This is a genomic window from Bradyrhizobium diazoefficiens (genome assembly GCF_016616235.1).
GTDB lineage: Bacteria > Pseudomonadota > Alphaproteobacteria > Rhizobiales > Xanthobacteraceae > Bradyrhizobium > Bradyrhizobium diazoefficiens_H.
Window position 1 is genome coordinate 1,364,040 of record NZ_CP067100.1, and the last position, 25,271, is coordinate 1,389,310.

Annotated in this window: 28 protein-coding genes; 17 read left to right on the plus strand and 11 right to left on the minus strand. The window is 65.8% G+C overall.

Going from position 1 to position 25,271, the window contains the following annotated elements:
- Positions 1–122: 122 nt before the first annotated feature.
- Positions 123–902 carry a protein phosphatase CheZ gene (locus JJB99_RS06425; protein WP_200497980.1) on the minus strand — a complete coding sequence of 260 codons (780 nt, stop codon included), beginning with the start codon at positions 900–902 and terminating at the stop codon, positions 123–125.
- A 316-nt stretch (positions 903–1,218) separates the two neighbouring features.
- On the opposite strand from JJB99_RS06425, the gene JJB99_RS06430 reads away from it, so the two are divergent.
- The gene (locus JJB99_RS06430) at positions 1,219–2,034 is read left to right on the plus strand and encodes a L,D-transpeptidase (protein ID WP_200497981.1); all 816 of its coding nucleotides are present in this window, start codon (positions 1,219–1,221) and stop codon (positions 2,032–2,034) included.
- Positions 2,035–2,221: 187 nt separating this feature from the next.
- Here the strand turns inward: JJB99_RS06430 and JJB99_RS06435 are convergent, their stop codons facing one another.
- The 6 genes from JJB99_RS06435 to JJB99_RS06460 form a co-directional block, all read right to left on the minus strand.
- Positions 2,222–3,058, minus strand: a complete 837-nt coding sequence (locus JJB99_RS06435) for a DUF2076 domain-containing protein (protein WP_200497982.1) — start codon at positions 3,056–3,058, stop codon at positions 2,222–2,224.
- A gap of 125 nt (positions 3,059–3,183) precedes the next feature.
- On the minus strand, positions 3,184–4,029 hold the full coding sequence (locus JJB99_RS06440) for a ChbG/HpnK family deacetylase (RefSeq protein WP_200497983.1): 846 nt from the start codon (positions 4,027–4,029) through the stop codon (positions 3,184–3,186).
- Positions 4,026–5,063 carry a glycosyltransferase family 2 protein gene (locus JJB99_RS06445; RefSeq protein WP_200497984.1) on the minus strand — a complete coding sequence of 346 codons (1,038 nt, stop codon included), beginning with the start codon at positions 5,061–5,063 and terminating at the stop codon, positions 4,026–4,028. Before JJB99_RS06445 ends, JJB99_RS06440 begins: the two co-directional genes overlap by 4 nt.
- Positions 5,064–5,163: 100 nt before the next feature.
- Complete coding sequence (hisG, locus tag JJB99_RS06450) at positions 5,164–6,141, minus strand: ATP phosphoribosyltransferase (RefSeq protein WP_200497985.1); 978 nt, start codon at positions 6,139–6,141, stop codon at positions 5,164–5,166.
- A 3-nt stretch (positions 6,142–6,144) separates the two neighbouring features.
- Positions 6,145–7,296, minus strand: a complete 1,152-nt coding sequence (locus JJB99_RS06455; RefSeq protein WP_200497986.1) for an ATP phosphoribosyltransferase regulatory subunit — start codon at positions 7,294–7,296, stop codon at positions 6,145–6,147.
- A gap of 340 nt (positions 7,297–7,636) precedes the next feature.
- Complete coding sequence (locus tag JJB99_RS06460) at positions 7,637–8,401, minus strand: 16S rRNA (uracil(1498)-N(3))-methyltransferase (RefSeq protein WP_200497987.1); 765 nt, start codon at positions 8,399–8,401, stop codon at positions 7,637–7,639.
- 208 nt (positions 8,402–8,609) lie between these two features.
- On the opposite strand from JJB99_RS06460, the gene JJB99_RS06465 reads away from it, so the two are divergent.
- Both JJB99_RS06465 and ubiA read left to right on the plus strand, forming a co-directional pair.
- Positions 8,610–9,266 carry a hypothetical protein gene (locus JJB99_RS06465; protein WP_200500064.1) on the plus strand — a complete coding sequence of 219 codons (657 nt, stop codon included), beginning with the start codon at positions 8,610–8,612 and terminating at the stop codon, positions 9,264–9,266.
- Positions 9,263–10,201: a 4-hydroxybenzoate octaprenyltransferase gene (ubiA, locus tag JJB99_RS06470; protein ID WP_200497988.1), complete on the plus strand. Its 939-nt coding sequence runs from the start codon at positions 9,263–9,265 to the stop codon at positions 10,199–10,201. The genes JJB99_RS06465 and ubiA overlap by 4 nt, the downstream gene beginning before the upstream one ends.
- A 104-nt stretch (positions 10,202–10,305) precedes the next feature.
- Here ubiA and JJB99_RS06475 read toward each other — a convergent pair whose 3' ends face one another.
- A complete protein-coding gene (locus tag JJB99_RS06475; RefSeq protein ID WP_200497989.1) occupies positions 10,306–10,824 on the minus strand; it encodes a DUF6101 family protein in 519 nt (172 codons plus the stop codon).
- Positions 10,825–10,934: 110 nt separating this feature from the next.
- Here JJB99_RS06475 and JJB99_RS06480 point away from each other — a divergent pair, with 110 nt between their 5' ends.
- Genes JJB99_RS06480 through lpxK form a run of 7 tightly spaced genes read left to right on the plus strand, consistent with a single transcriptional unit; the run spans position 10,935 to position 16,635 of the window.
- Positions 10,935–11,108 (plus strand): hypothetical protein, encoded by a 174-nt coding sequence (locus tag JJB99_RS06480; protein WP_200497990.1) that lies wholly within the window; start codon positions 10,935–10,937, stop codon positions 11,106–11,108.
- Entirely contained in the window at positions 11,105–12,496 is a 1,392-nt protein-coding gene (locus JJB99_RS06485; RefSeq protein ID WP_200497991.1) for a TldD/PmbA family protein, read from the plus strand. Before JJB99_RS06480 ends, JJB99_RS06485 begins: the two co-directional genes overlap by 4 nt.
- Positions 12,483–13,298, plus strand: coding sequence for a 3'(2'),5'-bisphosphate nucleotidase CysQ (locus tag JJB99_RS06490; RefSeq protein WP_200497992.1), 816 nt, complete (start codon positions 12,483–12,485; stop codon positions 13,296–13,298). The genes JJB99_RS06485 and JJB99_RS06490 overlap by 14 nt, the downstream gene beginning before the upstream one ends.
- A gap of 60 nt (positions 13,299–13,358) precedes the next feature.
- Positions 13,359–13,607 (plus strand): DUF4170 domain-containing protein, encoded by a 249-nt coding sequence (locus tag JJB99_RS06495; RefSeq protein ID WP_200497993.1) that lies wholly within the window; start codon positions 13,359–13,361, stop codon positions 13,605–13,607.
- Positions 13,604–14,317 carry a lysophospholipid acyltransferase family protein gene (locus JJB99_RS06500; protein WP_200497994.1) on the plus strand — a complete coding sequence of 238 codons (714 nt, stop codon included), beginning with the start codon at positions 13,604–13,606 and terminating at the stop codon, positions 14,315–14,317. Before JJB99_RS06495 ends, JJB99_RS06500 begins: the two co-directional genes overlap by 4 nt.
- Positions 14,280–15,626, plus strand: coding sequence for a 3-deoxy-D-manno-octulosonic acid transferase (locus tag JJB99_RS06505; RefSeq protein WP_200497995.1), 1,347 nt, complete (start codon positions 14,280–14,282; stop codon positions 15,624–15,626). Before JJB99_RS06500 ends, JJB99_RS06505 begins: the two co-directional genes overlap by 38 nt.
- Positions 15,619–16,635, plus strand: coding sequence for a tetraacyldisaccharide 4'-kinase (gene lpxK, locus JJB99_RS06510; protein ID WP_200497996.1), 1,017 nt, complete (start codon positions 15,619–15,621; stop codon positions 16,633–16,635). Before JJB99_RS06505 ends, lpxK begins: the two co-directional genes overlap by 8 nt.
- 313 nt (positions 16,636–16,948) lie before the next feature.
- On the opposite strand, the gene JJB99_RS06515 is transcribed toward lpxK, so the two are convergent.
- Complete coding sequence (locus JJB99_RS06515) at positions 16,949–17,146, minus strand: hypothetical protein (RefSeq protein ID WP_200497997.1); 198 nt, start codon at positions 17,144–17,146, stop codon at positions 16,949–16,951.
- Between the two features lie 508 nt (positions 17,147–17,654).
- On the opposite strand from JJB99_RS06515, the gene JJB99_RS06520 reads away from it, so the two are divergent.
- Entirely contained in the window at positions 17,655–17,960 is a 306-nt protein-coding gene (locus tag JJB99_RS06520; RefSeq protein ID WP_200500065.1) for a hypothetical protein, read from the plus strand.
- A gap of 19 nt (positions 17,961–17,979) precedes the next feature.
- Here the strand turns inward: JJB99_RS06520 and JJB99_RS06525 are convergent, their stop codons facing one another.
- Entirely contained in the window at positions 17,980–18,204 is a 225-nt protein-coding gene (locus tag JJB99_RS06525) for a DUF2093 domain-containing protein (protein WP_200497998.1), read from the minus strand.
- Between the two features lie 173 nt (positions 18,205–18,377).
- Between JJB99_RS06525 and JJB99_RS06530 the strand changes: the two genes are divergently transcribed.
- From JJB99_RS06530 to JJB99_RS06540, 3 genes are all read left to right on the plus strand, one after another.
- Positions 18,378–19,202: a dienelactone hydrolase family protein gene (locus tag JJB99_RS06530; RefSeq protein WP_200497999.1), complete on the plus strand. Its 825-nt coding sequence runs from the start codon at positions 18,378–18,380 to the stop codon at positions 19,200–19,202.
- 284 nt (positions 19,203–19,486) lie between these two features.
- The gene (locus tag JJB99_RS06535; RefSeq protein WP_200498000.1) at positions 19,487–19,636 is read left to right on the plus strand and encodes a hypothetical protein; all 150 of its coding nucleotides are present in this window, start codon (positions 19,487–19,489) and stop codon (positions 19,634–19,636) included.
- Positions 19,637–19,736: 100 nt separating this feature from the next.
- Positions 19,737–21,101, plus strand: coding sequence for an IS30 family transposase (locus JJB99_RS06540; RefSeq protein WP_210347628.1), 1,365 nt, complete (start codon positions 19,737–19,739; stop codon positions 21,099–21,101).
- Positions 21,102–21,210: 109 nt separating this feature from the next.
- Here JJB99_RS06540 and xseA read toward each other — a convergent pair whose 3' ends face one another.
- A complete protein-coding gene (xseA, locus tag JJB99_RS06545; RefSeq protein WP_200500066.1) occupies positions 21,211–22,833 on the minus strand; it encodes an exodeoxyribonuclease VII large subunit in 1,623 nt (540 codons plus the stop codon).
- A 138-nt stretch (positions 22,834–22,971) separates the two neighbouring features.
- Between xseA and JJB99_RS06550 the strand changes: the two genes are divergently transcribed.
- The 3 genes from JJB99_RS06550 to JJB99_RS06560 are packed head-to-tail and all read left to right on the plus strand — an operon-like array spanning position 22,972 to position 25,269.
- The gene (locus tag JJB99_RS06550; protein WP_200498001.1) at positions 22,972–24,084 is read left to right on the plus strand and encodes an alpha/beta hydrolase; all 1,113 of its coding nucleotides are present in this window, start codon (positions 22,972–22,974) and stop codon (positions 24,082–24,084) included.
- A 40-nt stretch (positions 24,085–24,124) separates the two neighbouring features.
- The gene (locus JJB99_RS06555; RefSeq protein WP_200498002.1) at positions 24,125–24,721 is read left to right on the plus strand and encodes a septation protein IspZ; all 597 of its coding nucleotides are present in this window, start codon (positions 24,125–24,127) and stop codon (positions 24,719–24,721) included.
- Positions 24,718–25,269, plus strand: a complete 552-nt coding sequence (locus JJB99_RS06560; RefSeq protein ID WP_200498003.1) for a hypothetical protein — start codon at positions 24,718–24,720, stop codon at positions 25,267–25,269. Before JJB99_RS06555 ends, JJB99_RS06560 begins: the two co-directional genes overlap by 4 nt.
- Positions 25,270–25,271: the final 2 nt, after the last annotated feature.

Genomic DNA, 25,271 nt, shown 5'->3' on the forward strand with positions numbered 1-25,271 from the left:
ACTGCCGTCTCTGGACTACTGGATCGCCCGGTCTTCGCCGGGCGATGACAGCGGAAGGGGTGACGCGAAAACAAAAATGCCGGCTTGCGCCGGCATTTTGTTTTGTTCGTATGCCCGCGCGCTCAGTCGAACAGCGCGTCGATGTCGTCCTGCGAGGCGTGGCCGATGTCGCCGGCGAGCTTGGGGCCGTTGAGGAGCTTTTCGTCTTCGCTGCGGGTATCGACATGCGCCGGCACGTGGGCCTTGATCGCATCGACCCCGCCCCAGATCTCCATCATCGCATTGATGTGCTGCTCGATGAACTTCATCGTGCCCATCACCTTGCTGATGCGCTGGCCGGTCAGGTCCTGGAAGTTGCAGGCTTCGAAGATCGAGATGACGCGTTCCTGGATGTCGTCGGCGAGGCGCTTCTGCTGGTCGGCCGATTGCACCTTGGACATCGCGCTGGCGGCCTGGTCGATCGATTCCGCGGCTTCGAGGATCTGCTGGGTCGCCTGCTCGGTACCGCCGACGACCGCGCCGAGCTCGCCATTGACCTTGGCCATCTCGCCGCCGTCGAAGCTCTTGCCGTGCAGGGTCGCGATTTCGCGTTTGGTGCGGTCGATGGCGTCGTGGATCAGGTCGAGCTCGACCTTCAGCTTCTCGCACTGCTCGATCTGCGCGCGATAGGTCTCGAGCATGGTGCGTGCTTCGGATAGCTCGTGGGCCGTGGACGCGTCGATTGCCGCCATGGCTGCGCTGCCGGACAAGGGCGCAGGGCCCTTCGCCATCTGTGCGCGGATCGCGCGCAGCTCCGCCATGATTTCACTATGCATCGGCGCAGCCTCCTCGATCATTTCGGGGCTTGGCATCTCGCCGACAACAGCCTCCTCGACACGAAAACGTTTGCGGTGAACAGCCATCAGGAACTCCCCCCACCTCACTCACGCGTCTTTGTAGGCAGAAGCGATTTAACACGAAGTTCACGGCCGGAACTGTCTTGCAGCCGTCGCGCGAGGGCGCGCAAAGAAGCGATTAACCATGGGCGCGCGGCATTCATCGAAAATAAACGCTGATCGCCAAATTGCCGCTCCGCGCAGGACGTGGTGAATCGAAACGCCTGATCCGTTTACCAAACAAAACGGCTTTTGCTCTTTATTGACCACGTCGCGGACGCCCGATCAGCCATCAGCTCCGCACGACGCATGTGATCTAGACGAAACAGTACAGAGTACGTCGATGTTCAAGAAAATGTCTGTCGCGCTGCTTGGCAGCGCTTGCACCTTCATGGCCGGCGCGAACGGCGCGAGCGCCTTCGACAATTCGGTGCCGAATGATCCGCCGGCGGTGCTCTACGCCCCGCAGGTGCCGCCGGCGCCGGTGCGCGTCGCCTCCAATTCGAACATGGGCGGCGGCTTCATCGAGTTCCTGTTCGGCGACGGTCCTGCCCGCGGTCCGGCCTACGCGCCGCAGCAGCCGGTGTATCAGCAGCAGCCCGGCTATTACGACCAGCGCCGCCTGCCGCCGATGGGCGAGCCGCAGATGCAGGGTGGATATCAGCAAGGCGGAGGTCTGCAGCAGGAAGCGGTCGATCCGCGCCAGCGTCCGTTCGATCCGAAATTCGAGAAGCAGCTTGTCGACTATAGCGGCAAGGAAGGCGCCGGCACGATCGTGGTCGATACGCCGAACAAGTTCCTCTACCTCGTCGAGGGCAACGGCCGCGCGATGCGTTACGGCATCGGTGTCGGCCGTCCCGGCTTCACCTGGTCCGGCGTCAAGTCGATCACGGCCAAACGCGAATGGCCGGACTGGACGCCACCGGCGGAAATGATCGCGCGCCGGCCGGATCTGCCGCGGCACATGGAAGGCGGTCCGGAAAACCCGCTCGGCGCCCGCGCGATGTATCTCGGCTCGACGCTCTATCGCATCCACGGCTCCAACGAGCCCTGGACCATCGGCACCAACGTCTCCTCCGGCTGCATCCGCATGCGCAACGAGGACGTCATCGACCTCTACGGCCGCGTCAATGTCGGCACCAAGGTCGTGGTGATGTGATGTCTTGCGTTCGCCTCTCCCCGCTCGCGGGGAGAGGCCGGAATTCGAGCGAAGCGCGAATTCCGGGCGAGGAGGAGCCTCCGCGAGTCTAACTCTCACCGCCTTTGCGGAGAGAGCCCCTCACCCCGACCTCTCAGCGCGAGCGAAGCTCGTCGCGCCCCCGTAAGAACGGGGAGAGGGAGAAGAGTCACGCGTAATCGCTGCCGCCGTCGTCGCCGCCGCCGAAATCGCTGTCATCGGCCATGTCCATGCTGCCGTCGTCGCGATCGTCGTCGTAGTTCTGGTCGGTATCGTTGTCGCGGTCGTTGGAGGCCTGGTCGGCGAAGCCCTGGCGGGATTCGTCGCTGCGGTTCGAGCCGATGTCGTTGAGGCCGGCATCGCGCGCGAGCGAGCCGCCGGACTGGTCGCCGCCGCCCCAAGGACTTCCGCCTCCGCCGCCACGCTCCTCGATGATGGTGGTGTCGCCAAAGGCCTGATGCGGTCCGCCGCCCATCATGCCGCGGATGCTGGAGAGCAGCAGCGAGCCGCCGACGACGCCGGCCGCGGCTGCCGCCGCCGTGCCGAGGAACGAGCCGCCGCCACCGCCGACCGGCGAGGCGCCATAACCCGGACCCGGGCCTTGGCCGTAGGCCTGTCCGTAAGACGGCTGGCCATAACCGGGTTGGGGCTGCTGCATCGTCTGGCCGCTGTTCCAGACCGGCCGCTGCTCGCGCGGCGGCACGTTCGGAACCGAGCCGCGCGACTGGTTTGAGCCGAACAGCGTATCCCGCATCGTATCCAGGAAGCCGCCGGACTGCGCCGGCTCGGGCGCATGGGCCGCTTCCAGCTCCTGGATGCGGTTATGGGCGCGCTTCAAAGCTTCGTCCTGCAACAGCGTGGTCTGCACCAGCGCGTAGACCGCGCCGGGGGCCTTGCGCAGGCCGTCGGAGATCGCTGCGATCGCATCGGGATCGCGCGGTGCATTTTCCAGCTTTGAAAGCCGGTCGAAAAGGTCGTCGACGAGCTGGCGTTCCTGCGGCGTCATGATCAATCTCCCTCGCGCAAACCAAGCGCGAGCCAGATGTAGGGTTCCATTGTGGCCCCAACAGTGCCGGTCGGATTAAATTTCGGTATGCGACAGACTGCCTCGCGGCTTGTTTTGCGCTGGTTTCACTGCAGCGTGACGCCGCTGTCCGTCAGCAAACGCGGGAAGGCATCGCTCGCCAGATACGCATGCTCGCGTTCGCGGACGTCGGTCATCGGGTCGAGGCCAGTGAGAATATCGTCGACGAAGCCGGGGTGGCACATCACGAGGCCGCCATCGGGCAGGCCTTCGAGGAATTGCCGCATCAGCGCGCCGAAATCCGCCGGGCGCGTAAAATCATAGGCGCCGGCAAAGCCCGGATTGAAGCTGAGGCCGGCGGCGGCGGCGCGGCGGCGGAATTGCGCGCTGAGAATGTCGAGCACCATGGCCTTTGGCGAGGCGAGGCGCTGCACAAGCGGCAGGTCGCGGCCGCCCTGGCGCACCCAGGCGTTCGGCGCGACCTCGCTGACGGCATCGACAAAACCATCGCGCACCTGCGGATAGAGCTGCACATGCTGGTGGCCGTCGACGAAGTCGGGCGTGCGACCGAAGGCCTCCACGAAGGCGGCGAGCTGCGCCTTCACCTCGTTGCGAAAGAATTCGCGGTCGAGCCTGCGCGCAAGTCCGGCGCGCAGCAGCTTTGGAAACGGCATGAACATGTCGCCGTCGAGCGGGCGGAAATGCATGGTGAGCGGCCGGAACGGCGCCGACAGCGTGACGTGCAGTCCGATCGCGCAGCGCGGGCTGTCCTTCACCGAGGCCTGAAGCGCTTCGACCTCACTGCGCTCGATCGCGGGACCCACCATCATCACGGAGGTGGCGTTGAGGCGGCCGCGTTCGATCAGGTCGCGGATGGCGCGATTGACGCCCGGGCTGATGCCGTAATCGTCGGCGCAGAGCCAGATTCGCCGCAGGCTCGCGGCCGTGCTCATTCGGCCGCCGTCCTCTTGGCGGCGTCATCGGCCTCGAAATGCTTTTCGCTGTGCTCGGCCACGAAGTAGATCGGCCGCGCCTTCAGCTCGGACAGGATCTTGCCGATATATTCGCCGACGATGCCGATCATGATGAGCTGCACGCCGCCGATCGTCATCAGGCCGACCACGAGCGAGGGATAGCCGGGCACCTGCTTGCCGGTCGTGAACACCTCCCAGAGGATCGACAGGCCGAACAGGAAGGCAATGCCGGCAAGGACGACGCCGAGCAGGCTGGCGAAGCGCAGCGGCGCCACCGAGAACGAGGTCAGGCCCTCGATCGACAGGCCGAGCAGGCGCGCGGCGTTGAAGGTGGTGACGCCATGGGCGCGCGGCGCCGGCTCATAATCGACGCGGATCTGGCGGAAGCCGATCCAGCTGGCGAGGCCCTTGAAGAAGCGGTTGCGCTCGGGAAGTTGCCGCAGCGCCGTGACCGCGCGCGGCGAGAGCAGGCGGAAGTCGCCGGCGTCCTCCGGAATCTTCTGGCGCGCGCCCCAATTGATCAGCGCGTAGAAGCCGTGCACGGCGAGCCGGCGCAGGAAGGTCTCGTTGTCGCGATGCGCTTTCGCGGTATAGACGACGTCGTAGCCGTCATCGATCCAGTGCCGCACCAGCTGCTCGATCAGCGCCGGCGGATGCTGGCCGTCGCCGTCCATGAACATCACGGCGCCGAGCCGGGCGTGGTCGAGGCCGGCCATCAGCGCCGCCTCCTTGCCGAAATTGCGCGACAGCGACACCACCTGGACGTCGATCGCGTCGGCCGGCAGGCTGCGGGCGATCGACAGCGTCGCATCCGCGCTGCCGTCGTCGACATAGACGACCTCGCAAGCCAGCCGGTAGCGCTGCCGCAAGGTTTTTGCGAGATCGCAGATCCGCTCGTGCAGGGCGGCAAGGCCCGCCGCCTCGTTGTAGAGGGGGACGACAATCGACAGCCCTTTCGCAGCGGCAATCGCTGCGGTGGTGGTCAGGCCGGAAACGTCAGAGCCCAGCGTCATCGATCAAGGTTCCAGAGGCGTTCAAAGTCATCTCAACGGCATATGGTAGCTGCCGTTTGCTGTCGCTACGCTGAACGGAGCTGCTCAACATACCTTGGGCTCACCGCCGCAGGAACGCCTCGAGTCTGGCGAACAGCGGGTTCTCCCGGTCGAACACGTAGTCGAGCGAGACCGCCGAGACGGTCTCGGCGCCGTGCTCGCGCAGGAAGCTCGCCAGCGCATAGAGCTGCCCCGGCGGGCAGTGCAGGGTCAGCATGCCTGACGAGGTCGGCCCGCCGAACGGGGCTTCGACGCCGAACCGGCTATGGGCTTCGCCGAGCAGGGTGGCGTCGCACTGGCGGAAGCGGGTGCGGACCTCGCGGTATTTGTTGGCCCGCGCCCTTGCGGCGATATGATCGAGGATCACGCGCGCGGTTTCCCGCGCCCGCGGCGACCAGTCGGCGTCTTTCGAGGCGACGAGGTTGGCCTGGCTGCGCAGCATCACGCCGTCGTCGAGCACCCGCAGGCCGTTGGCGGCGAGCGTGGCGCCCGTGGTGGTGATGTCGACGATCAGTTCGGCGCTGCCGGCCGCCGGCGCGCCTTCGGTCGCGCCCGCGCTTTCGACGATGCGGTAGTCGGTGATGCCGTGCTGCGAGAAGAACGCGCGGGTGAGGTTGATGAACTTGGTCGCGACCCGCATCCGCATGTGATGCTGCTCGCGGAAGCCGGTGGTGACGTCGTCGAGGTCGGCCATGGTGCGGACGTCGATCCAGGCCTGCGGCACCGCGACGACAACGTCGGCATAGCCGAAGCCGAGGCCTTCGATCAGCGACACGCGCCTGTCGGCATCCGCGATGTTCTCGCGCACCAGATCCTCGCCGGTGACGCCGAGATGGGCGAAGCCGCGCGACAGCTGCGAGGCGATCTCGCTCGCCGAGAGATAAGCGACCTCGACATTGTCGAGGCCAGCGATGGTGCCGCGATAGTCGCGCGCGCCGCCGGCCTTCGACAGCTTGAGCCCGGCGCGGGCGAAGAAGGCTTCGGTGTTGTCCTGCAGGCGGCCCTTGGAGGGAACGGCCAGAACGAATGGCGCGCTCATGGCTTAGGCTCCCACCTTGCGGCCGATCCGGGTCAGCGCATCGACCCAGACCGAGAAACCGACCGCAGGGATCGGCGCGACGGAGCCGAGCTGGGTCATCAGCCCGTCGTAGCGGCCGCCGGCGACCAGCGGTTCGGCACTGTCGCCGCGGTGATGCAGCTCGAACTCGAAGCCGGTGTAATAGTCGAGGCCGCGCCCGAACGCGGTCGAGAAGCGCGTCTGCTTCACCTCGACGCCGCGCGCCGCCATGAAGCCGACCCGGCTTTCGAGCTGATCGATGGCGGCAGCGAGATCGAGCTTGGCGTCGGCGGTGAGGGCGCGCAGCTCGGCCACGGCTTCGTCGGGATTGCCCGCAATGGACAGGAAACGCTTGAGCACGGTGATCGCCTCGCGCGGCAGCGCGCCGCCCTTCAGCGTCGACTGCTCGAGGAAGCGGTCGGCGATCTCCGCCGTGGTGCGGCCGCCGACATTGGTGGTGCCGGCGATCGACATCAGATCGGTAACGAAGGCCAGCGCCGCCTTGCGGTCGGAGCCGGCGAGCGCGGCGAGTACGCCCTCATATTCGCTGCGCTTGGCTGCGGTCGCGGCCGCCAGCCGTTCCAGATCCTGCTCCAGGCTGATCTTGCGGTTGAAATCCTTGACCAGGCGGCGGCGCCAGACCGGATAGAGGTCGAGCGCATCGAGCAGGGCATTGAACAGCGCGACGTCCCCGGTGCGGATCTCGACGTCGCGGACGCCGAAGGCGCTGGTCGCTTCCAGCGCCAGCGCCAGCATCTCGGCGTCGGCGGCGGCGCGATCCTGGCGGCCGAACGATTCGATGCCGGCCTGGAGGAATTCGCTGGTCTGGCCGCTGCGGTAGCGGAACACCGGACCGAGATAACTGAACCCGGCCGGCTGGCCGGCGCGGCCCGAGGCGAGATAGTCGCGGGCGACGGGAATGGTCAGGTCCGGGCGCAGGCAGAGCTCCTCGCCGGACAGGTCCGTGGTCAGGTACAGGCTCTTGCGAATGTCCTCGCCGGAGAGATCGAGGAACGGCTCGGCCGGCTGCAGGATCGCGGGCTCGGCCCTGACGTAACCCGCCTGCGCGAACGACAAGAGCAGCGTATCCGCCCAGGCGGCGGAGCCGGCAGCATTCGAGGTGGCAGTCGCGGTCATCTCAGGGGTCCATCGTCCCGGTGTGGAACCAGGCTGGTGAAGGGGAGGCGAATTGGCGCAGCCCTTAGCATGGCCCGAAAGCGGTTTCGACCTCCAATGGGCACAATGGTTTAACAGGGGTGCTGCAATTGGGACTGTCCTAATTTACTCCCCGTGGCAAGGTGGCGTCATGATGGTACCCCTCGACCACGATTTCTGGATTGAGGTCCAGCGCACAGCGCATGAGCTCGGGATTGCTCATGGTTCGTCGGCCGCATCCCATGCAAACAAGCAGGCGGAAAGAGCAAGTTTGGACGGCAAACGAGAAGAGCAAACCTTTTGGGAAGCGGTTGCCGCCGCCTTACGGTCGCGTTAGGGCGGGTCCCCAATCGCCCAGCACCGCCTGCACCAGCGCCAGTGCGGCCACCGCGGCCGTGTCGGCCCGCATGATCCGGGGGCCGAGGGCCAGTCGAAGGGTTTTCGGCTGCCGCAGCAGCAGGGCGCGCTCTTCCTCGGCAAAGCCGCCTTCGGGGCCGATCAGCACGTCGATACCCTGTCCGGCGGCCTCGCGTGCGTCTCGCAGGCTCTGGATCGGGTTTTCCACCTCCGCGGCTTCATCGCAGAAGATCAGCAGGCGGTCCGCCGGGCGCTGGCTGAGATAGCGCTCCAGCGGCAGCGGCTCGGCCACAGTGGCGATGCTGAGGATGCCGCATTGCTCGGCCGCCTCGACGACATTGGCGCGCATCCGCTCGGTGTTGACCCGGGAGGCCTGGGTGAACCGGGTCAGCACCGGCTGAAGCGTGGCGGCGCCCATCTCGATGGCCTTCTGGACCATGTAGTCGAGCCGGGCGTGTTTGAGCGGAGCGAAGACGTAAGAGAGGTCGGCTAGTCGGTCCTGCGGCCGGATCTGCTGCAGGATGACAAGGCCGTCGGGCCGTTTGCGGCCCTCGATCGCCGCCTGCCATTCGCCGTCGCGGCCGTTGAAGGCGAGCACCTCGGCCCCGGCGGCCAGCCTCAGCACATTGCCGAGATAATTGCTCTGGTCGCGGTCGAGCGCGACCCTGGTGTCCTGGGCCAGGGGAGCATCGACGAACAGGCGGGGGGCGCGAAAATCGTGGGCGGGCATCGTTTCAGGTCCGATTGGCGCCGTTCTTAACCGAAACCAGTACTTTTGGGGGTAAATATCGGCAAATTGGTGCGTCTCCGCGCCGCGCTCTTGCCCTATTCGACGGGTTGTTAAGCGTCGGCGGGAATCGTAAAAACGCGAACACGCTGGTTGCGCTTCGATTGGGAAGACGCCGACCCCGTAAGCTCCTGCCGGAGAGACTATCTTGATGATCCGTCATTTGATGGTTCCGATCACTGCCGCCATGGTCACGATGGGAGCCGCGGGTGCTTTCGCGCAAGGCGCGTTCCCGGCGCCGCTGCCCAACCAGGCCGCGACCAGTTCTGCTTTTCCGCCCGTCAACGGCTCGGCGCCGACCGCCTCGGTCGGTGTGGCCCCGCAATCCTCGTTTCCGGTGAACGGCGCCGCGCCGATCGGCGGGCCCGGTGCGTTCAGCGCGGCCCCGCCGACGCAAGGCGGTCCGGGCGAGGACTGCATGAAGGCTTTCATGCCGCTGCGCGAGGAGGCCGAGAAGCGCGGCAAGCTGATCAAGGCCGCGAGCGACCGTCACGCGCCGCCCGACGAGGCCTGCAAGCTGATCGGCAATTTCAGCCAGGCCGAGTTCAAGATGATCAAGTACGTTGAGTCGCACGCCGCCAAATGCGGAATCCCTCCCCAGGTCAGCGCGCAGATGAAGGACAGCCACAAGAACACCGAAGCCATGCAGAAGAAGGTCTGCATGGTGGCGCAGCAGATGCAGCAGGCGCGTCCGGCCGGCCCGTCGCTGAGCGAGGTGCTGGGTTCCGGCTCGGCGCCTGAAGCCAATGCCGGCAAGAAGGGCGGCAGCACCTTCGACACGCTCAACGGCAACGTCCTCACCCGATGAGCGACACATCCGCCCGCGTTGCCGATTCCACCGGCAACTGGGTGGATACGCTCGCGCCGGAATGGGCGCGGCCTTATTTGCGTCTGTCCCGCTTCGATCGTCCGATCGGCTCCTGGCTCTTGTTGATGCCGTGCTGGTGGTCGGCGGCGCTCGCGAGCGGCATGGCGCATGACGTGCGCGGCCTGCCGCTCGCAATCGTGCTGTTCTTCGTCGGCGCCTTTGCGATGCGCGGGGCAGGCTGCGCCTGGAACGACATCACCGACCGCGACCTCGACGCCAAGGTCGAGCGCACCCGCTCGCGGCCGCTGCCGTCGGGGCAAATCACAGTGAAACAGGCGCTGGCCTTTCTGGTCGCGCTGGCGCTGGTCGGCTTCGTCGTGCTGCTCCAGTTCAACCGCTTTGCCGTCGGAACCGGCATTGCCTCGCTCGTGGTCGTTGCCGTCTATCCGTTCATGAAGCGCGTCACCTGGTGGCCGCAGGTGTTCCTCGGGCTCGCCTTCTCATGGGGGGCGCTGATGGGTTTTGCCGTCACCTTAGGACGCATCGATGTCACTGCGCTGGTGCTCTATGCCGGATCGATCGCCTGGGTGATCGGCTATGACACGATCTACGCGCATCAGGACGCCGAGGACGACGCACTGATCGGCGTCAAGTCCACCGCACGCCTGTTCGGCGCGCACACGCACCAGGCGCTGATCCTGTTCTATGGGCTCGCGGTGATGCTGATCGGCGTTGCGCTGGCCTCGGGCGACGCGCGCTGGCCAGCGTGGATCGGGCTTTTGGCGTTCGCCCTGCATCTGGCCTCGCAGATCGTGCGCCTGCGGATCGACGATCCGGAATTGTGCCTGCGGCTGTTCAAGTCGAACAAGTATGCCGGGCTGTTGCTGTTTGCGGGATTGCTGGCGGATGCGGTGATGCGGGCGCAGCTCTCGTAGGGCGGGCAAAGGTGCACTTGCGCCGTGCCCACCATCTCGCAATGATTGACAAAAAGGTGGGCACGCTTGCGCTTTGCCCACCCTACGGCACCTGTGATTGCCGTCTAATTCCGCGCGATGATCTCGCGTTCTTCGCGATGCACCGGCAACTCGCGCTTGATACCGGCGCGGCGGCGCATCAGGAATTTCGGGCGGCGGGCGCGGATCGCGTTGGCGCGGCGACGGCGGGCCGCCGGCTTGCGCGCAGCTTCGTCGAGCTGCGGCAGCGCGAAGAGCTCGCTCCAGATCGCCCAGGCTTCAGCGAGTTCTTCGCTGTCGGCGCCGACCAGCAGCGGAATGGAGAGCGAGGGATCGCGATGCACGAGCACGAGCGTCCGCGCCTCGTCGTTGCCGCGTAGCGCGATGCCAATGAAGTCGCTGACGCGCAAATTGATCGCCATCTGCATGCCGCGGACGGCGCGGCGCAGCACGACGCGCTCGCGATGAAGCTCGATCTGCCTGGTGTAGCCGTCGGCGCGCGCATCATGCGCATCGAAGCGGACCGGAAGGGAAAGAGGGTCGAGCCGCAGAGAGCGGCTCGACCCGGCGGGGTTGGCCCCGCATGTTGCTGTTTGACGCCTCACGGCTTTCATTCTCCCCGCCGGGATTATGTTCCCGGTCGATGCGAGGACCTTAGCGCGGCCTTTGCGGAAACCGCTTAAAAAGGCTGGTTAATCCAGCGTCACCGCCGCGCATGATTGACAAGACCTTGGCGCGCATGATTGACGAGACGTTGCGCCAGTCTCGCGAATCTGAGCGTTTTGCGGGGCTGAAAATGCTTGAAGTCCGCACCATTTGGGCACATCTGGTGGTCAGGGCGCCCGTCGCCCCCGAAACCTCCCGCGCCCCAACAGGATTTCGTTTGTGAACCCTTCACCAAGCTCGACGCTTTCGCCGCAAGCCAATCGCGATCTGTTCGATCAATCCGCGCTGTCCGATCTCGCACAGCGGCTGGTGGAGGCGGCGAAGCGCGCTGGCGCGGATGCGGCCGATGCGGTCGCAGTGCGCGGTATCTCGCAAGGCGTCGAGGTGCGCGACGGCCGCGTCGAGGAATCCGAACGTTCCGAGGGCGACGATGTCGGCTTGCGCGTGCTGGTCGGCCAGCGCCAGGCGGTGGTGTCGACCAACGACGTCAGCGGCGATGCGGTGACCAAGCTTGCCGAGCGCGCGGTCGCGATGGCGAAGGTCGCGCCAGTCGATAAGTTTGTTGGCCTCGCCGATCCCGCGCTGCTCGCGCGCGATTTTCCCGAGCTCGATTTGCTCGATCCCGACGTGCCCGCGACCTCAGAGCTCGAGCGCCGTGCACTCGAAGCCGAAGCCGCCGCGCTCGCCGTGAAGGGCGTCACCAAATCGGGCGGTGCGTCGGCTTCCGCGGGCATCGGCGGCATGGTGCTGGTCACCTCGACCGGCTTCCACGGCTCTTATCTGCGCTCCAGCCAGGGCATCTCCGCCACCGCCATCGCGGGCGAGGGCACCGGCATGGAGCGCGACTACGACTTCACCTCGGCGCCGCATGCGTCCGATCTGTTGTCACCGGAGCTCGTCGGCCGTTCCGCCGGCGAGCGCACCGTAGCGCGCTTCAATCCGCGCAAGGTCGAGACCTGCAAGGTGCCGGTGGTGTTCGACCCGCGCGTTGCGGGCTCGCTTGTCGGCCATCTCGTCGGCGCCATCAACGGCGCCTCGATCGCGCGCAAGACCAGCTTCCTCAAGGACAAGCTCGGCCAGCAGCTGTTCGCGAAAAACATCCGCATCATCGACGATCCCTTGCGCAAGCGCGGCCTGCGCTCGCAGACCTTCGATGCCGAAGGCGTCGCGGTGAAGCGGACCGCGCTGGTTGACGAGGGTGTGCTGACGACCTGGCTGCTCGACTGCGCCACCGCGCGCGAGCTCGGCCTTGTCACCACCGGCCACGCCCATCGCGGTGTCTCGTCCTCGCCCTCGCCGGGGCCGTACAATCTGCATCTCGAAGCTGGCACACTGAGCCCGGCCGAGCTGATCGCCGACATCAAGCAGGGTTTCTACGTTACCGACCTGATCGGCTCGGGCGTCAACGGCGTCACCGGCGATTACAGCCGCGGCGCCTCCGGCTTCTGGATCGAGAATGGCGAGATCACCTATCCCGTCAGCGAGGTCACGATCGCAGGGCACCTGTTCGAGATCTTCAAGTCGATGCAGCCGGCGAACAATCTCGAGTTCCGCTACGGCATCAATGCGCCGACGGTGCGCATCGAGGGTTTGACGCTTGGCGGACGTTGAGGCGCACTCCCTCGAAACCATCCTGACGCGTGATGCGGCGCTGCTGAAAGATTCGGTGCGGGAGGCGGGCAGCCTCGCGCACGCGATGTTCCGCACCGAGCTGAAGAAGTGGATCAAGGGCGCGTCCTCGCCGGTGTCGGAAGCCGACATCGCGGTCAACGATCTGCTCGAGGCCCGCCTGCGCAGCGCCACGCCCGATTACGGCTGGCTGTCGGAGGAGAGTGCCGACGACGAGGCGCGGCTGTCGCGGCGGCTGACCTGGGTGGTCGATCCCATCGACGGCACCCGCAATTATCTCAACGGCCATGACGAATGGTGCGTCAGCGTCGCGCTGGTCGAGGATGCCTCACCGGTGCTGGCCGCGGTGTACGCGCCGAGCAGCGACGAGTTCTTCTTCGCGGCCCGCGACCAGGGCACCACGCTCAACGGCGTGCCGGTGCGGGCGGCGGGCGGATCCGCGCTCGATTTCGCCCGCGTCGCCGGTCCGAAGCCGCTGGTCGAGCGGCTGAAGCCCTCGCTCGGCGACATCAAGCTGCATCCGCGAATCGGCTCGCTCGCGCTACGCCTGTGCCGGGTGGCCCACGGCGCGCTGGATGCGGCTTTTGCGGGGGGTAACAGCCATGATTGGGACCTTGCGGCGGCCGATTTGATCGTGCAGGAAGCGGATGGTAGGATGAGCGGTCTCTCCGGAGATCCCATCCTCTATAACCGCCGGGAAGTGGCGCACGGGGTGCTGGTGGCAGCGGGTCGCGATCGTCATGCGAGCATTGTCGCGCATTTTCGAGATCGTCCCTTCGCCTAAGCGCTCCCGCTGTGCTTGTCGACCACTGCTTTGCCGGGCAGCCCGTTAGGAACAGACCCCATGCCAGATAGTGCCCCGCAACAATTGCTGCATCTCGTCATCGGCGGCGAGCTCGTCGATCTCGAGCACAACACCTTCAAGAATCTCGACGACGTCGAGATCGTCGGCCTCTATCCGAACTATGCGACCGCCCACGCCGCCTGGCGGGCCAAGGCACAGAGCACGGTCGACAACGCGCAGATGCGCTATTTCATCGTCCATCTCCACCGGCTGCTCGACCCGAATCAAGAATCGAAGCCGGCGCGTTGAAAAAACTGCTTCGCAATACGCTGCGAAGCAGCTGGTTTCAGCGTGCCGTCGGGGTCCTGGCGGCCGAATATCTGCGTCTGGTCTGGCGGACCAATACATTCACGTTCGATCCGCCCGATGTCTATGACCTCGTCGAGCCGCAGATCCCGGCCATCTTCGCGTTCTGGCACGGCCAGCATTTCCTCACCCCGTTCATCAAGAACAAGGAATCCTATCGGGCCAAGGTCCTGATCTCCCGCCACCGCGACGGCGAGTTCAACGCCATCGCGGTGGAGCGGCTCGGCATCGGCCTCATCCGCGGTTCCGGCGATCACGGCAGCGCTTTCCACCGCAAAGGAGGCGTCGGCGCCTTCAAGGAAATGGTGCGCACGCTCGAGGACGGCTGTAATGTTGCGCTGACCGCCGATGTCCCCAAGCGCGCGCGCGTGGCCGGGCTCGGCATCATCATGCTGGCACGGGAATCGGGGCGGCCGATCATGCCTTTCGCCATGGCGACCAGCCGCTTCATCCGGCTCAAGAACTGGGACCGCACCACCATCAATTTGCCATTCGGGCGGGGCGCAGTGGTGGGCATCAAGGAAATCCACGTTCCGCCGGACGCCGATGCGGCCATGATGGAAACTCTGCGGCTCGAGCTGGAAGAGACCCTGAACGAGGCCACCCGCCGCGCCTATGCGCATCTCGGCCGTCCGGGACCTGAAGATGGCTAATGCGCTGCCCAAAACTCTGCCAATGACGCTGCGGATGTATCGGCGCCTCGCATCAAGCCTGGTGCCGCTCGCGCCTGTGCTGATCAAGCGGCGGCTCAAGCAGGGCAAGGAAGACCCCGCGCGCGTCGGCGAGCGGCGGGGACTGTCTCAAGACGTGCGGCCGCACGGCCCGCTGGTCTGGATCCACGGCGCCAGCGTCGGTGAGGTCTTGGCCGCAGCCGCGCTGATCGAGCGCCTGCGCGACCTCAATTTGCGCATCCTGCTCACCTCGGGCACCGTGACCTCTGCGGCCGTCGTCGCAAAACGCTTTCCGCCCGACGTCATCCACCAATACGTGCCATATGATTCGCCGCGCTATGTCGCGCGCTTCCTCGACCATTGGAAACCGTCGCTGGCGCTGTTCATCGAATCCGATCTGTGGCCGAACCTGATTCTGGCCGGTGCGGCGCGCCGCCTGCCGATGGTGCTGATCAACGGGCGGATGTCGCCGCGCTCGTTCCCGCGCTGGCGGCGCATGTATGGCACCATCTCGGCGCTGCTGTCGCGGTTCGATATTTGTCTGGCGCAGTCGAAGGTCGATGCCGAGCGCTTCTCCGCGCTTGGCGGACGCGACGTCGTCACCACGGGCAATCTCAAGCTCGACGTGCCGGCGCCGCCGGCCGATCCCGCCAAGCTGGAGCGGCTGATGGCGATGACGCGCGGGCGTCCGATCATCGTCGCGGCCTCGACCCATCCGGGCGAGGACGAGATGCTGGTCGCGGCGCATCGCAGCCTGGTCGGCTTCTTCCCGCAGCTCCTCACCGTGATCGTGCCGCGGCATCCGGATCGCGGCTCATCGATTTCGGGCCTGATCGCGGCGTCGGGCCTGAAGCCCGCTCTGCGCTCGCGCGGGGAGCTGCCGACCGCCGCGACCGATGTCTACGTCGCCGACACCATGGGCGAGCTCGGCCTGTTCTACCGCCTCTCGCCGATCGTCTTCATGGGCGGATCGCTGATCCGCCATGGCGGCCAGAATCCGATCGAGGCGATCAAGCTCGGTGCGGCAATCGTCCACGGTCCGCACGTCTTCAACTTCGCCGATGTCTATGAGGCGCTGGATGGCAGCGGCGGCGCGCGCCAGGCCGATACGCAGGACTCGCTCGTCAAGCAGCTCGGCCAGTTGCTGGCCGATCCCGCCATGCGCGACAAGATGCAGCGTGCAGGCTCAAGCGTGGTCGAGGAACTCGGCGGCGCGCTCGATCGCACCCTGAGTGCGCTCGAGCCGTATCTTTTGCAGCTGCGGATCGAGATGGGGGCCGCCAATGCGTGAGCCGGCCTTCTGGTACCGGCCACGTTCCTTCAAGTCACACGCGTTACGGCCATTGGGCGCGCTGTACGGCGCCATCGCCGAACGGCGCATGCTGCGCAAGGGGTTTGACGCCGGCATCCCCGTGATCTGCGTCGGCAATTACCATGTCGGCGGCGCCGGCAAGACGCCGACCGTGCTCGCGCTGACGAAGCTCCTCCGCGAGCTCGGCGAGACGCCTGTGGTGCTCAGCCGCGGCTATGGCGGACGCCTGCGCGGCCCCGTGATGGTCGACCGCGCGCGTCACACCGCCGCCGACATCGGCGACGAGCCGCTGATGATGGTGCGCGACGTGCCTGTCGCGGTCGCGCACGACCGCATCGACGGCGTCGCGCTCGCCAAATCACAGGGCGCCACCGTGATCCTGATGGACGATGGCTTCCAGAACCCGCGCCTGTTGAAGGACGCTTCACTGATCGTGATCGACAGCGAGCGCGGTCTCGGCAACGGCAAGGTGTTCCCGGCAGGTCCCCTGCGCGCGCCGCTGAAGGCGCAGCTCGCGCGCACCGATGCCTTGGTGCTGATCGGCGACGGCCATGCCGCCGACGATGTCGCGGCGGAGATTTCCGCGCGTGGCAAGCCGGCGCTGCGCGCGCGGCTGAAGCCCGATGCGGCCTCGATCGTGCAGCTGCACGGCAGAAAGATCTTCGCCTTCGCCGGCATCGGCGATCCCGACCGCTTCTTCCGCAGCCTGCGTGCCTGCGGCATCGAGGTCGCGCGCACGCGCGCCTTTGCCGACCACCACATGTTCTCGCACGACGAGCTCGCCGCGCTCGCGGCCGATGCCCGGCGCGAGCAGCTCACGCTGGTGACGACGGAAAAGGATCTTGCACGCCTGCGCGGCCGCGGGGATGTGCCGGGCGGCATCGTGCCATTCGCCGTGCAGCTCGAATTCGACGATCCGGCAACGCTCCGGCAACTGATCAGCGATCATCTCTACAAGGCGCGGGAGCGGCGGTTCAGCCCGCGATGATCTCGTACAGGCCGGGCAAAGGCGCTCTTGCGCCGCGCCCACCGTCACGATCGTCGGTGCCGGCAATGTCTCGTGGGCACGCTTCGCTTGCCCCACCCTACGCCGCTACGGCCTGCAATCGCGGTTCAGCACTCGGTCGTGCTCACCACGCCCCAACGGCGATCATTCCGATAATGGTCAGGCACGAGGCGCAGGCCACCATGAAGGTATAGCATTCGGGTGTATTCATCGCTTCCTCCCAAACTGAAGCCAATTGCTTGGCCATTGCTATGCGGGAGAGATCGCTGGTCTCATCGCCGGTCTTGGAGCCGCTTCAATGCGGCGCGCTGCGGCCGGTCTCGTGGTGCGCCTTCGTCCCATCCTCGTCACCCTGATCCGCAGGATGACAATCCGCTTCAAGAGCTTCAGAGCGTTCAGTTGCGATCAGAAGCTGTTTGCGCATTTCAGCGAGACGGGCGCGGCAATATTCACGATAGAGCAGGTCTAATATGATGGGCATGATCACCCCCATCGCTCGATTTCGATTGACTGAATTCCACCACGAATTTTCGAGGTGATCCTAGCCCATCAGATGGCTCTTCGATATGAGCCCGTTCACAGACCGCGCCAATTCCAATGCTCAACGGCTTTTGGTTGACTTGATTGTCTGTGCGATAAAAACAGCAGGGCCAATTACCTAACACGTATAATAGCAGCCCTGTGTTTCACCAATACTTCGTCAAACAACTTAAGCGCGCCAAACCGCGACAAAGAATCCAACCACAGCGCGAAATGACTCACCATTGAGTGCAGGCGCTGTTCGATGCAAGGCAGGCCGGCACGATCAAGAACATTTCTGCTGCAGGCGGTTCGGACGCGCACGAACACCGTCGGGACGTCGGCACATTCATCGCGCTGCCTCGAGATGAACTGCGTCGCCCCGCCAGTGCGGCTGCGCTTTGGCCATCCTGCAGCAGCCTGCCATTCAGGCGGCATTCATCGCAAAACACCTATCGGTTCCAGACGATCAGGAGAATCCGATGAAATTCCCGTCTGCTGCCGTCGTCGCCAGCCTTCTGTGTCTGATCGTTGCGCCGGTGTTGGCACAAACGACGCCGTCCGCCAGTCCGACCGCGACGGTGCCGGTCCCTGCGGCCAAGCGCGTGACGTGTCTCGCCACCACGCAGAATCTGAAGGGGCAGGACAAGCGCGACCAGATGCAGCTCTGCATGGCCCAGGCGCGAATCGATTGCCTGAAGCAGGCGATCGATCAGAAAATCGTCGGCGAGCCGCGCAAGAGTTTCATCAAGACCTGCGTGGGCGGCGATGGCACGGAGCAGCAGTAATCATCGCGTGCCCGTGCCGTCACGGCTGCTTCAGCGCGCCCGGAAAATGCCGTTGCAGCACCGCGCCGGGCGTGGCGTAGGCTTCTTGCAGGTCGACGCTCCAGTACTTCAACTCGTCGAGCGGGATCCGCGTGTCGGATATCGCGCAGCGCACGAAGGTGCCCGGCGAGATCACGCGGAAATCGCCGTCGAGATATTGCACCTGCGCTTCGCCATGGCCCGAGGGGCCGAACTTGTTCAGCACGGTCGAAACTCTCCGTGGAATGCCCGTCAGGGCACGATGTGTTGGACGGGATGTAGCATAGATAGGGTGGCTTGTCCGCCCGTTAAACCCACCGGTTTGTGATGTTTTGCCGCCGCTTCCGCATGATAGTGCTTCGCGCGAAGGATGACTGGTTCCTCCTGCGGCAGAGTTCGATGTGCCTTCGACTGACAGCCCTGTTCCTGATGCTGCTGATGCCGGCCGCGCATGCTTCGCCGGCGCCGCAGCAGGTCGACATTCCGCTGTCGTCGGGCGTGCTCCATGCGCAGCTCTACAAGCCCGAGGGCGATGGGCCGTTTCCGACCGTGATTGCGCTGCATGGCTGTGGCGGCCTCGGCGGCCATGCCGATCCCGTGCAGCCGCGCTACCGCGAGTGGGCCGAGCGGCTGCTCAGGGAGGGCAATGCCGTGCTGCTGCCCGACAGCTACGGCTCGCGCGAGCTTGGCCCGCAATGCCGCGTCAAGGAGAGCCACGTCAAGGCGCGGCGCGAGCGCGTCGCCGATATCGCGGCCTCGCGCGCCTGGCTGATGAAGCAGACCTGGGTGGCGCGCAGCCGCATCAGCCTGATCGGCTGGGCCAACGGCGCCAGCGCGCTGCTCTGGGCGGTGCGGCCGCAGGGCGTGGCGCGCGACGCAAGCCCGGATTTCCGCGCCGCAATCGCGTTCTATCCGGACTGCCGGATCTCCGCCGGTCTCGGCTGGAGCACGCGGGTGCCGACCCTCGTGCTGATCGGCGGCAATGACGATGTCTCCTCGCCGCCGGCTTGCCGCCAGATGGTCGATGGCGCGCACGGCCGCAGCGCGCTCGCGCGCATCGTGGTCTATCCCGGCGCCTATCACGAGTTCGACCGCGCCAACACGCCGCTGCACACTGCCGCCGGCAGCAGCGATGCCGCCGCGCCCGAGCGCGGCCATCTCGGCACCGACACGGTGGCCCGCGCGGACGCGCAGAAGGAAGTCGCGGAGTGGCTGGCGCGGTAAGGGGGTGCCTTACAGCATGGTGGGATCAGGTTCGAATGCCGCAACGAGAGAGGTGCGCTCCCTCCCCCGCTTGCGGGGGAGGGTTGGGGAGAGGGTATCTCCGCAATCGACAACCCCCAAGAGGAGAGAGCCCTCACCCGGCGCGCGGGACGATGCTTTCGCATCGCCCGGGACGCGCCGACCTCTCCCGCAGCGGGAGAGGTGTACCGAGCCCGGGGCCGCTTGATTCAACCTAGGCCCATGCCGCCATCATTCGACCACGATGTCGATTAAACGCAATCCTCATGCGCAACCGCATCGCCCTGTTCTCGTCCGCCTTCATCGTCTTCACCGTCGCGATCCTCCTGTTCGAAGCCCACGCCGGCGCACCCCTGCGCGCGCCCGGACATTGCGGCTTCTGGACCACGATCGACGCGGGATTGTCGTGCCGGTGAACGGATTGCCTCCACACACGTGCTGTCATTGCCCGGCTTGACCGGGCGATCCAGGGCGGCTTCAACCGCTCGTCGCAACACTTCAGCAAAGGAGGTTGCGATGGAGAACTATGTGCGATCAGGTCGGCCCCGAGAGGCGCTACGAAGGCATTACAGACCGTTCTGGGCTGCGATTGCTTCGGGACGATCGAGCGAGGATGCTGCGGTTGAGGCCGGGGTGTCGCCGGCGATCGGAGTACGCTGGTTCCGGAGGGCAGGCGGTATGCCGCCAACACATTTATCGCGGTCGTCCAAGCCTGCATCGGAGCGCTACCTCTCGTTCGCGGAACGTGAGGAGATTGCCATCTTGCGTGCACAGGGTCATGGGGTGCGAGCGATCGCTCGTCGGCTCGATCGGCCTCCATGCACGATCTCTCGTGAACTCCGGCGCAATGTGGCGCGCCGCCACGGTGCTCCAGAGTACCGAGCGACCACAGCACAATGGCACGCTGATCGGTCTGCCCGACGGCCCAAGTTGGCGAAGTTGGCCGTCAATCCGGCCCTGCGGGATTATGTGCAGGACAGGCTTGCCGGTATGATCGCCAAGCCGGACGGGGAACTCCTCGTTGGCCCGAAGGTCGTGTGGAAGGGACGCCGGGCTGTGCATCGGCAAAACCGACGCTGGGCGAGGGCATGGAGCCCCGAACAGATTTCTCGGCGACTTCGGCTCGACTTTCCCGAGGATGAGGCGATGCGCATCAGTCACGAGGCGATCTATCAGGCGCTTTATGTGCAGGGTCGAGGAGCTTTGCGCCGCGAACTGACGGCCTGCTTGCGCACCGGGCGGGCATTGCGGATGCCGAGAGCGCGCGTCCGTAAAGGCCGAAGCTTCATTCCTTCCGAGATCATGATCAGTCAGCGTCCGGCGGAGGCCGCTGATCGCGCGGTGCCGGGCCACTGGGAAGGTGACCTCATTATGGGTCTGGGAAGCTCCGCGATCGGCACCCTGGTGGAGCGTACGACCCGTTTTACCATCCTGTTGCATCTGCCGCGTATGACGGACCAGGAACGGGAAGCTGGGGTGAAAGGATCTGCACTCGCCGGACATGGCGCTGAAGCCGTGCGCGACGCCATCACCCGCGCAATCTTCACCATGCCCGAGCAACTGCGCCGGTCGCTGACCTGGGATCAAGGAGCTGAGTTGGCTCAGCATGCACGTCTGAGAATTGACGCAGGCGTGCAGGTCTACTTCTGCGACCCTCATAGCCCATGGCAGCGCGGCACCAACGAGAACACCAATGGGTTGCTGCGCCAGTACTTTCCCAAAGGGACCGATCTCAGCATGCACAACGCCGATGACCTTGAGGGCGTCGCTCTTGCTCTCAATACCAGGCCTAGGAAAACCCTAGGCTGGAAAACACCAGCGGAAACTCTCGACCAATTGCTCCGAGTGAGCGATACACAGCGTGTTGCGACGAGCGATTGAATCCGCCCAGTACGCCGTGACGGCAGTGATGGAGCCGATAGGCCGCGGCGTCCTGGATTCCCAGCCTGCGCGGGGAATGACACCGAGGGTGGAGCGCCGTCGTCGTGCCTCAGAACAAGCTGCCCTGATCCACCGGCTTGCCCACGCGCTTCGGCGCTGGCTTGGCATCCTGTGCAGCCGACTTCGGCTGCGATGGCGCTCGCTTCGCCGTCGCAGCCGCGCGCTCCGCATCCGCCGTCGCGCCCACCCGGCCATCCGCGAACTCGATCTCGACACGCGCGCCGGGGCCGATTGCATCCGCGGCATGCACTGGATGTCCCGCCTCATCGCGCACCAAGGCAAAGCCGCGCGCGAGCACGCTGCGATAGGACAGCGCCGAGAGCAGCTTGCCGCTGTTCTCGACGCGGGCCTCTAACCGGTGCAGCAGCGTTGCCAGCGCGCGGCCCGCGCGTTCGGCCAGCCGATGCGTGCGCTCGCGCTGGCGGGCAATGGCGTTGCGCTGCGCCTGCGCGTTGGAGAGTTTTGAGGCGCGCAGGCGCACCTCGAGCCCGGCAAAGCGGTCGCGGCGCCGCCGCAACAGCGAGCGCGCGGAAAGGCCCAGCCGCTCGCCGCACACCGTGAGGCGATGATCGGCCTGCGAAATCTGGCCGTGCAGCACGCGCAGCGTCAGTTTTGCGCTTGCGGCGGTGAACCTGCGGAAATGCGCATGCGTGTTGGCCTTGAGGCCGCGGGGCAGGGACGCGTCTGCCGAATCCAGCCGTTGCCGCGGGATCGCCAGCAGATCGCCGGCCGCCGGCAGCGCGCGCGCGGCGGCCCGCAGCTCGCTCCGGCGGTTCTCATGGCCGCGCTGCCAGCAGGCGCGGGTGCGGCGGGCGAGATCGGCGACTTCGACGAACAGATCGCTGCGCACCGGCACCGCCATCTCGGCCGCGGCCGTCGGCGTCGGGGCGCGCTTGTCGGCGACGAAGTCGATCAGCGTGATGTCGGTCTCGTGGCCGACCGCCGAGATCAGCGGGATCATGCTCTCGCTGGCTGCGCGCACCACGATCTCCTCGTTGAACGACCAGAGATCCTCCAGCGAGCCGCCGCCGCGCGCGACGATGAGCACGTCGGGCCGCGGAATCCGGCCGCCCTCGGGCAGCGCGTTGAAGCCGCGGATCGCGGCCGCGACCTGCTCCGCCGAGCCTTCGCCCTGCACCTTGACCGGCCACACCAGCACGCGGCGGGGGAAGCGATCCTCCAGCCGATGCAGGATGTCGCGGATCACGGCGCCGGTCGGCGAGGTCACGACGCCGATCACATCAGGCAGCCACGGCAGCAGCTGCTTGCGCGCCTCGTCGAACAGGCCTTCGGCGGCGAGCTTCTTCTTGCGCTCCTCCATCAGCGCCATCAGCGCGCCGATGCCGGCCGGCTCCAGCGCCTCGATCACGATCTGGTATTTCGAGGAGCCCGGATAGGTCGTGAGCTTGCCTGTCGCGATGACCTCGAGCCCCTCCTGGGGCTTGAAGCGCATCCGGCCATGCACGCCCTTCCAGATCACCGCCTCGATCTTGGCGCTCTCGTCCTTGAGCGCGAAATAGCAATGGCCGGAGGAGTGCGCGCCGCGAAAGCCGGAGATCTCGCCGCGGACCCGGACGTGGCCGTAGGTGTCCTCCACCGTCCGCTTCAGGGATTGGGAGAGCTCGGAGACGGTGAATTCGGGCGCGTTGTTCAGTTGTTCCGCAGGCGGCATCGGCAAACGATTCGGCATTTTGGGGTCAGACCCGACGTTAAGGATTTTCGCAGCCCGGCGCCAATCCGGGGATTGATCGAAAGAGTACTCTGCACTATAGAGTTCTCTATTGATCGTGAGTTTTTAGCGGAGTCGGTCATGGCCGTGCGGTTGCTGCGAGGTGCTCTGAGCTTGCTGAAATGGGGGCTGGCTGCGCTCGGCGCAGTGGCGCTGCTGCTGACCGCCCTGATCGCGACGCCGCTGGAGCGGCCTGCCGAGATGCGCTCCGTCTCCGATTCCGCCAAGGGCATCGACTGGTCCACGCTTCCGCCGCTCGAGCGTTTCCAGGCCCGCGACGGCACTTGGCTCGGCTATCGCCACTACGCTGCCAGAGCGTTTTCAAGCGAAGTGGAAACCGGTTCGCGTGAAGAAAACGCGTCAAAACAAGAATCTGGAGCCCCGTTCCGATCCCATCGGAACGGAAACGGCTCCAACGGCGCTGCCAGCGGGGGCGGGGCCATCTTCATCCATGGCTCGTCGGGCTCCTCCGGCACCGTCAACCACGCGCTGACCCATGCGATCGCTTCGCGCGGCGTCGAAACCTGGGCGCTCGACATCCGCGGCCACGGCGCCTCGGGCACGCGCGGCGACATCGGCTATGTCGGCCAGCTCGAGGACGATCTCGTCGACTTCGTCGCCCATGTCCGCAAGAGCGCGCCCGACCTGCCGCTGACCCTGATCGGCCATTCCGCCGGCGCCGGCTTCTCGCTGCGCGTCGCGGCGACGCCGATCATGCAGGACCTGTTCGTCCGCACCGTGCTGGTCGCGCCCTATCTCGGCTACGACGCGCCGACCAACAGGCCGAAAGCCGGCGGCTGGGCCAACGCCGACCTGCCGCGCTTCTTCGCGCTGGCCGCATTGCGCAAGCTCGGCATCGACTGCTGCGCGCAGCTGCCGGTGCTGGCCTTCGCCGTGCCGCCGAATTCGGAGCGGATCCTGGTGCCGACCTATTCCGATCGTCTCATGCGCAACTTTGCGACGCGCGGCTATCGCCTCGACCTGCCGCTCGTGACGCATCCGATGACGATCTTCGGCGGCGCCGAGGACAAGATGATGATCTCGGACAAATATGCGGAGACCGTGCAGGCGATCAAATCCTCGGTCGATGTGAAGGTGATCGACGGTGTCAACCACATGGGCATGGTCACCCATCCGAAAGCGGTCTCCACTATCGCCGAGGACGTGGCGACGCGCGGCGCCGCGGGGAGCTGACCATGATGCGACCCATTGGCGGCAAACCGCGGGGGCTCCGTTGAAAAATCTGCTCGAGGCCGGAAAACTGCTGCTGCTCGACATGGCGGCGACGCTGTTCTTTCTCGCGCTCTATCTGCTGACGCACAATGTGACCCTGTCGGTCGTGCTTGGCATGATGCTGGGCGTCGCCCAGATCGGCTGGCAGTTCGCGCGTCGCAAGCCGGTCGATACCATGCAATGGATGAGCCTGCTTCTGGTGCTCGGGGCCGGCACCGTCACGCTGATCACCGCCGATCCGCGCTTCCTGATGATCAAGCCGAGTGTCGTCTACGTCATCGTCGGCGTCGTGATGCTGAAGCGGGGCTGGCTGAACCGTTATCTGCCGCCGATTGCGGTCGAGCTGGTGCCGGATATCGCCGTCATGGTCGGGTACGCTTGGTCGGCTTTGATGTTCTGTTCCGCCGCGCTGAACGTGATCGTGGCGCTCAATGTCGACTTCGGGGCCTGGTCGGCGACGATGTCGATCTACGGCCTCGCCAGCAAGGCCGCGATGTTCCTGATCAGTTACACCGTCATTCGCGCTTTCGCGGTTGCGCGCAAGCGGCGGCTGGCCGGCGTTCCGCCGCACGATGCCGAACTGAAAGGGACGACATGATCGACAGCAAGCAGGCTTCGGAAGCGCTGGCCGACATCGACGACACCGTTCGCCGCGTGCGGCAGTCGTTGATTTACCAGGTCTCCAGCCTCGCCATGCTGATGTGGGGGCTCCTCGCATTCGTCGGCAACATCGCAGGCTGGCTCTGGCCGCGCTACGGCCTCTATTTATGGATCGGCCTTTACGCCGCCTCGATCGTGGGCTTCGTCCTCATCGGCAGCTATCATCGGTCGCGGAACCGCATCCGCGTCTTCGACGGCCGCTATCTCCTGACGTTTCTGCTGATCGTCGCGTTCGGAATCTTCTGCTGCTATTTCGGCCAGTTCACGCCGCGCCAGCAAACCGCATTCTGGCCGATCTACATCATGCTGTTCTACATGATGGCCGGCGTCTGGTTCGGCCACGCCTTCCTCGTGATCGGCGCGACCATCATTACGCTGACGCTGATCGGCTATTTCTATGTCCCGGGGATATCGCTGCTGTTGTGGATGGCAGCCGTCAATGGCGGCGGTCTGACCGTCGGCGGCCTCTGGATGCGGCGGAGCTAGCA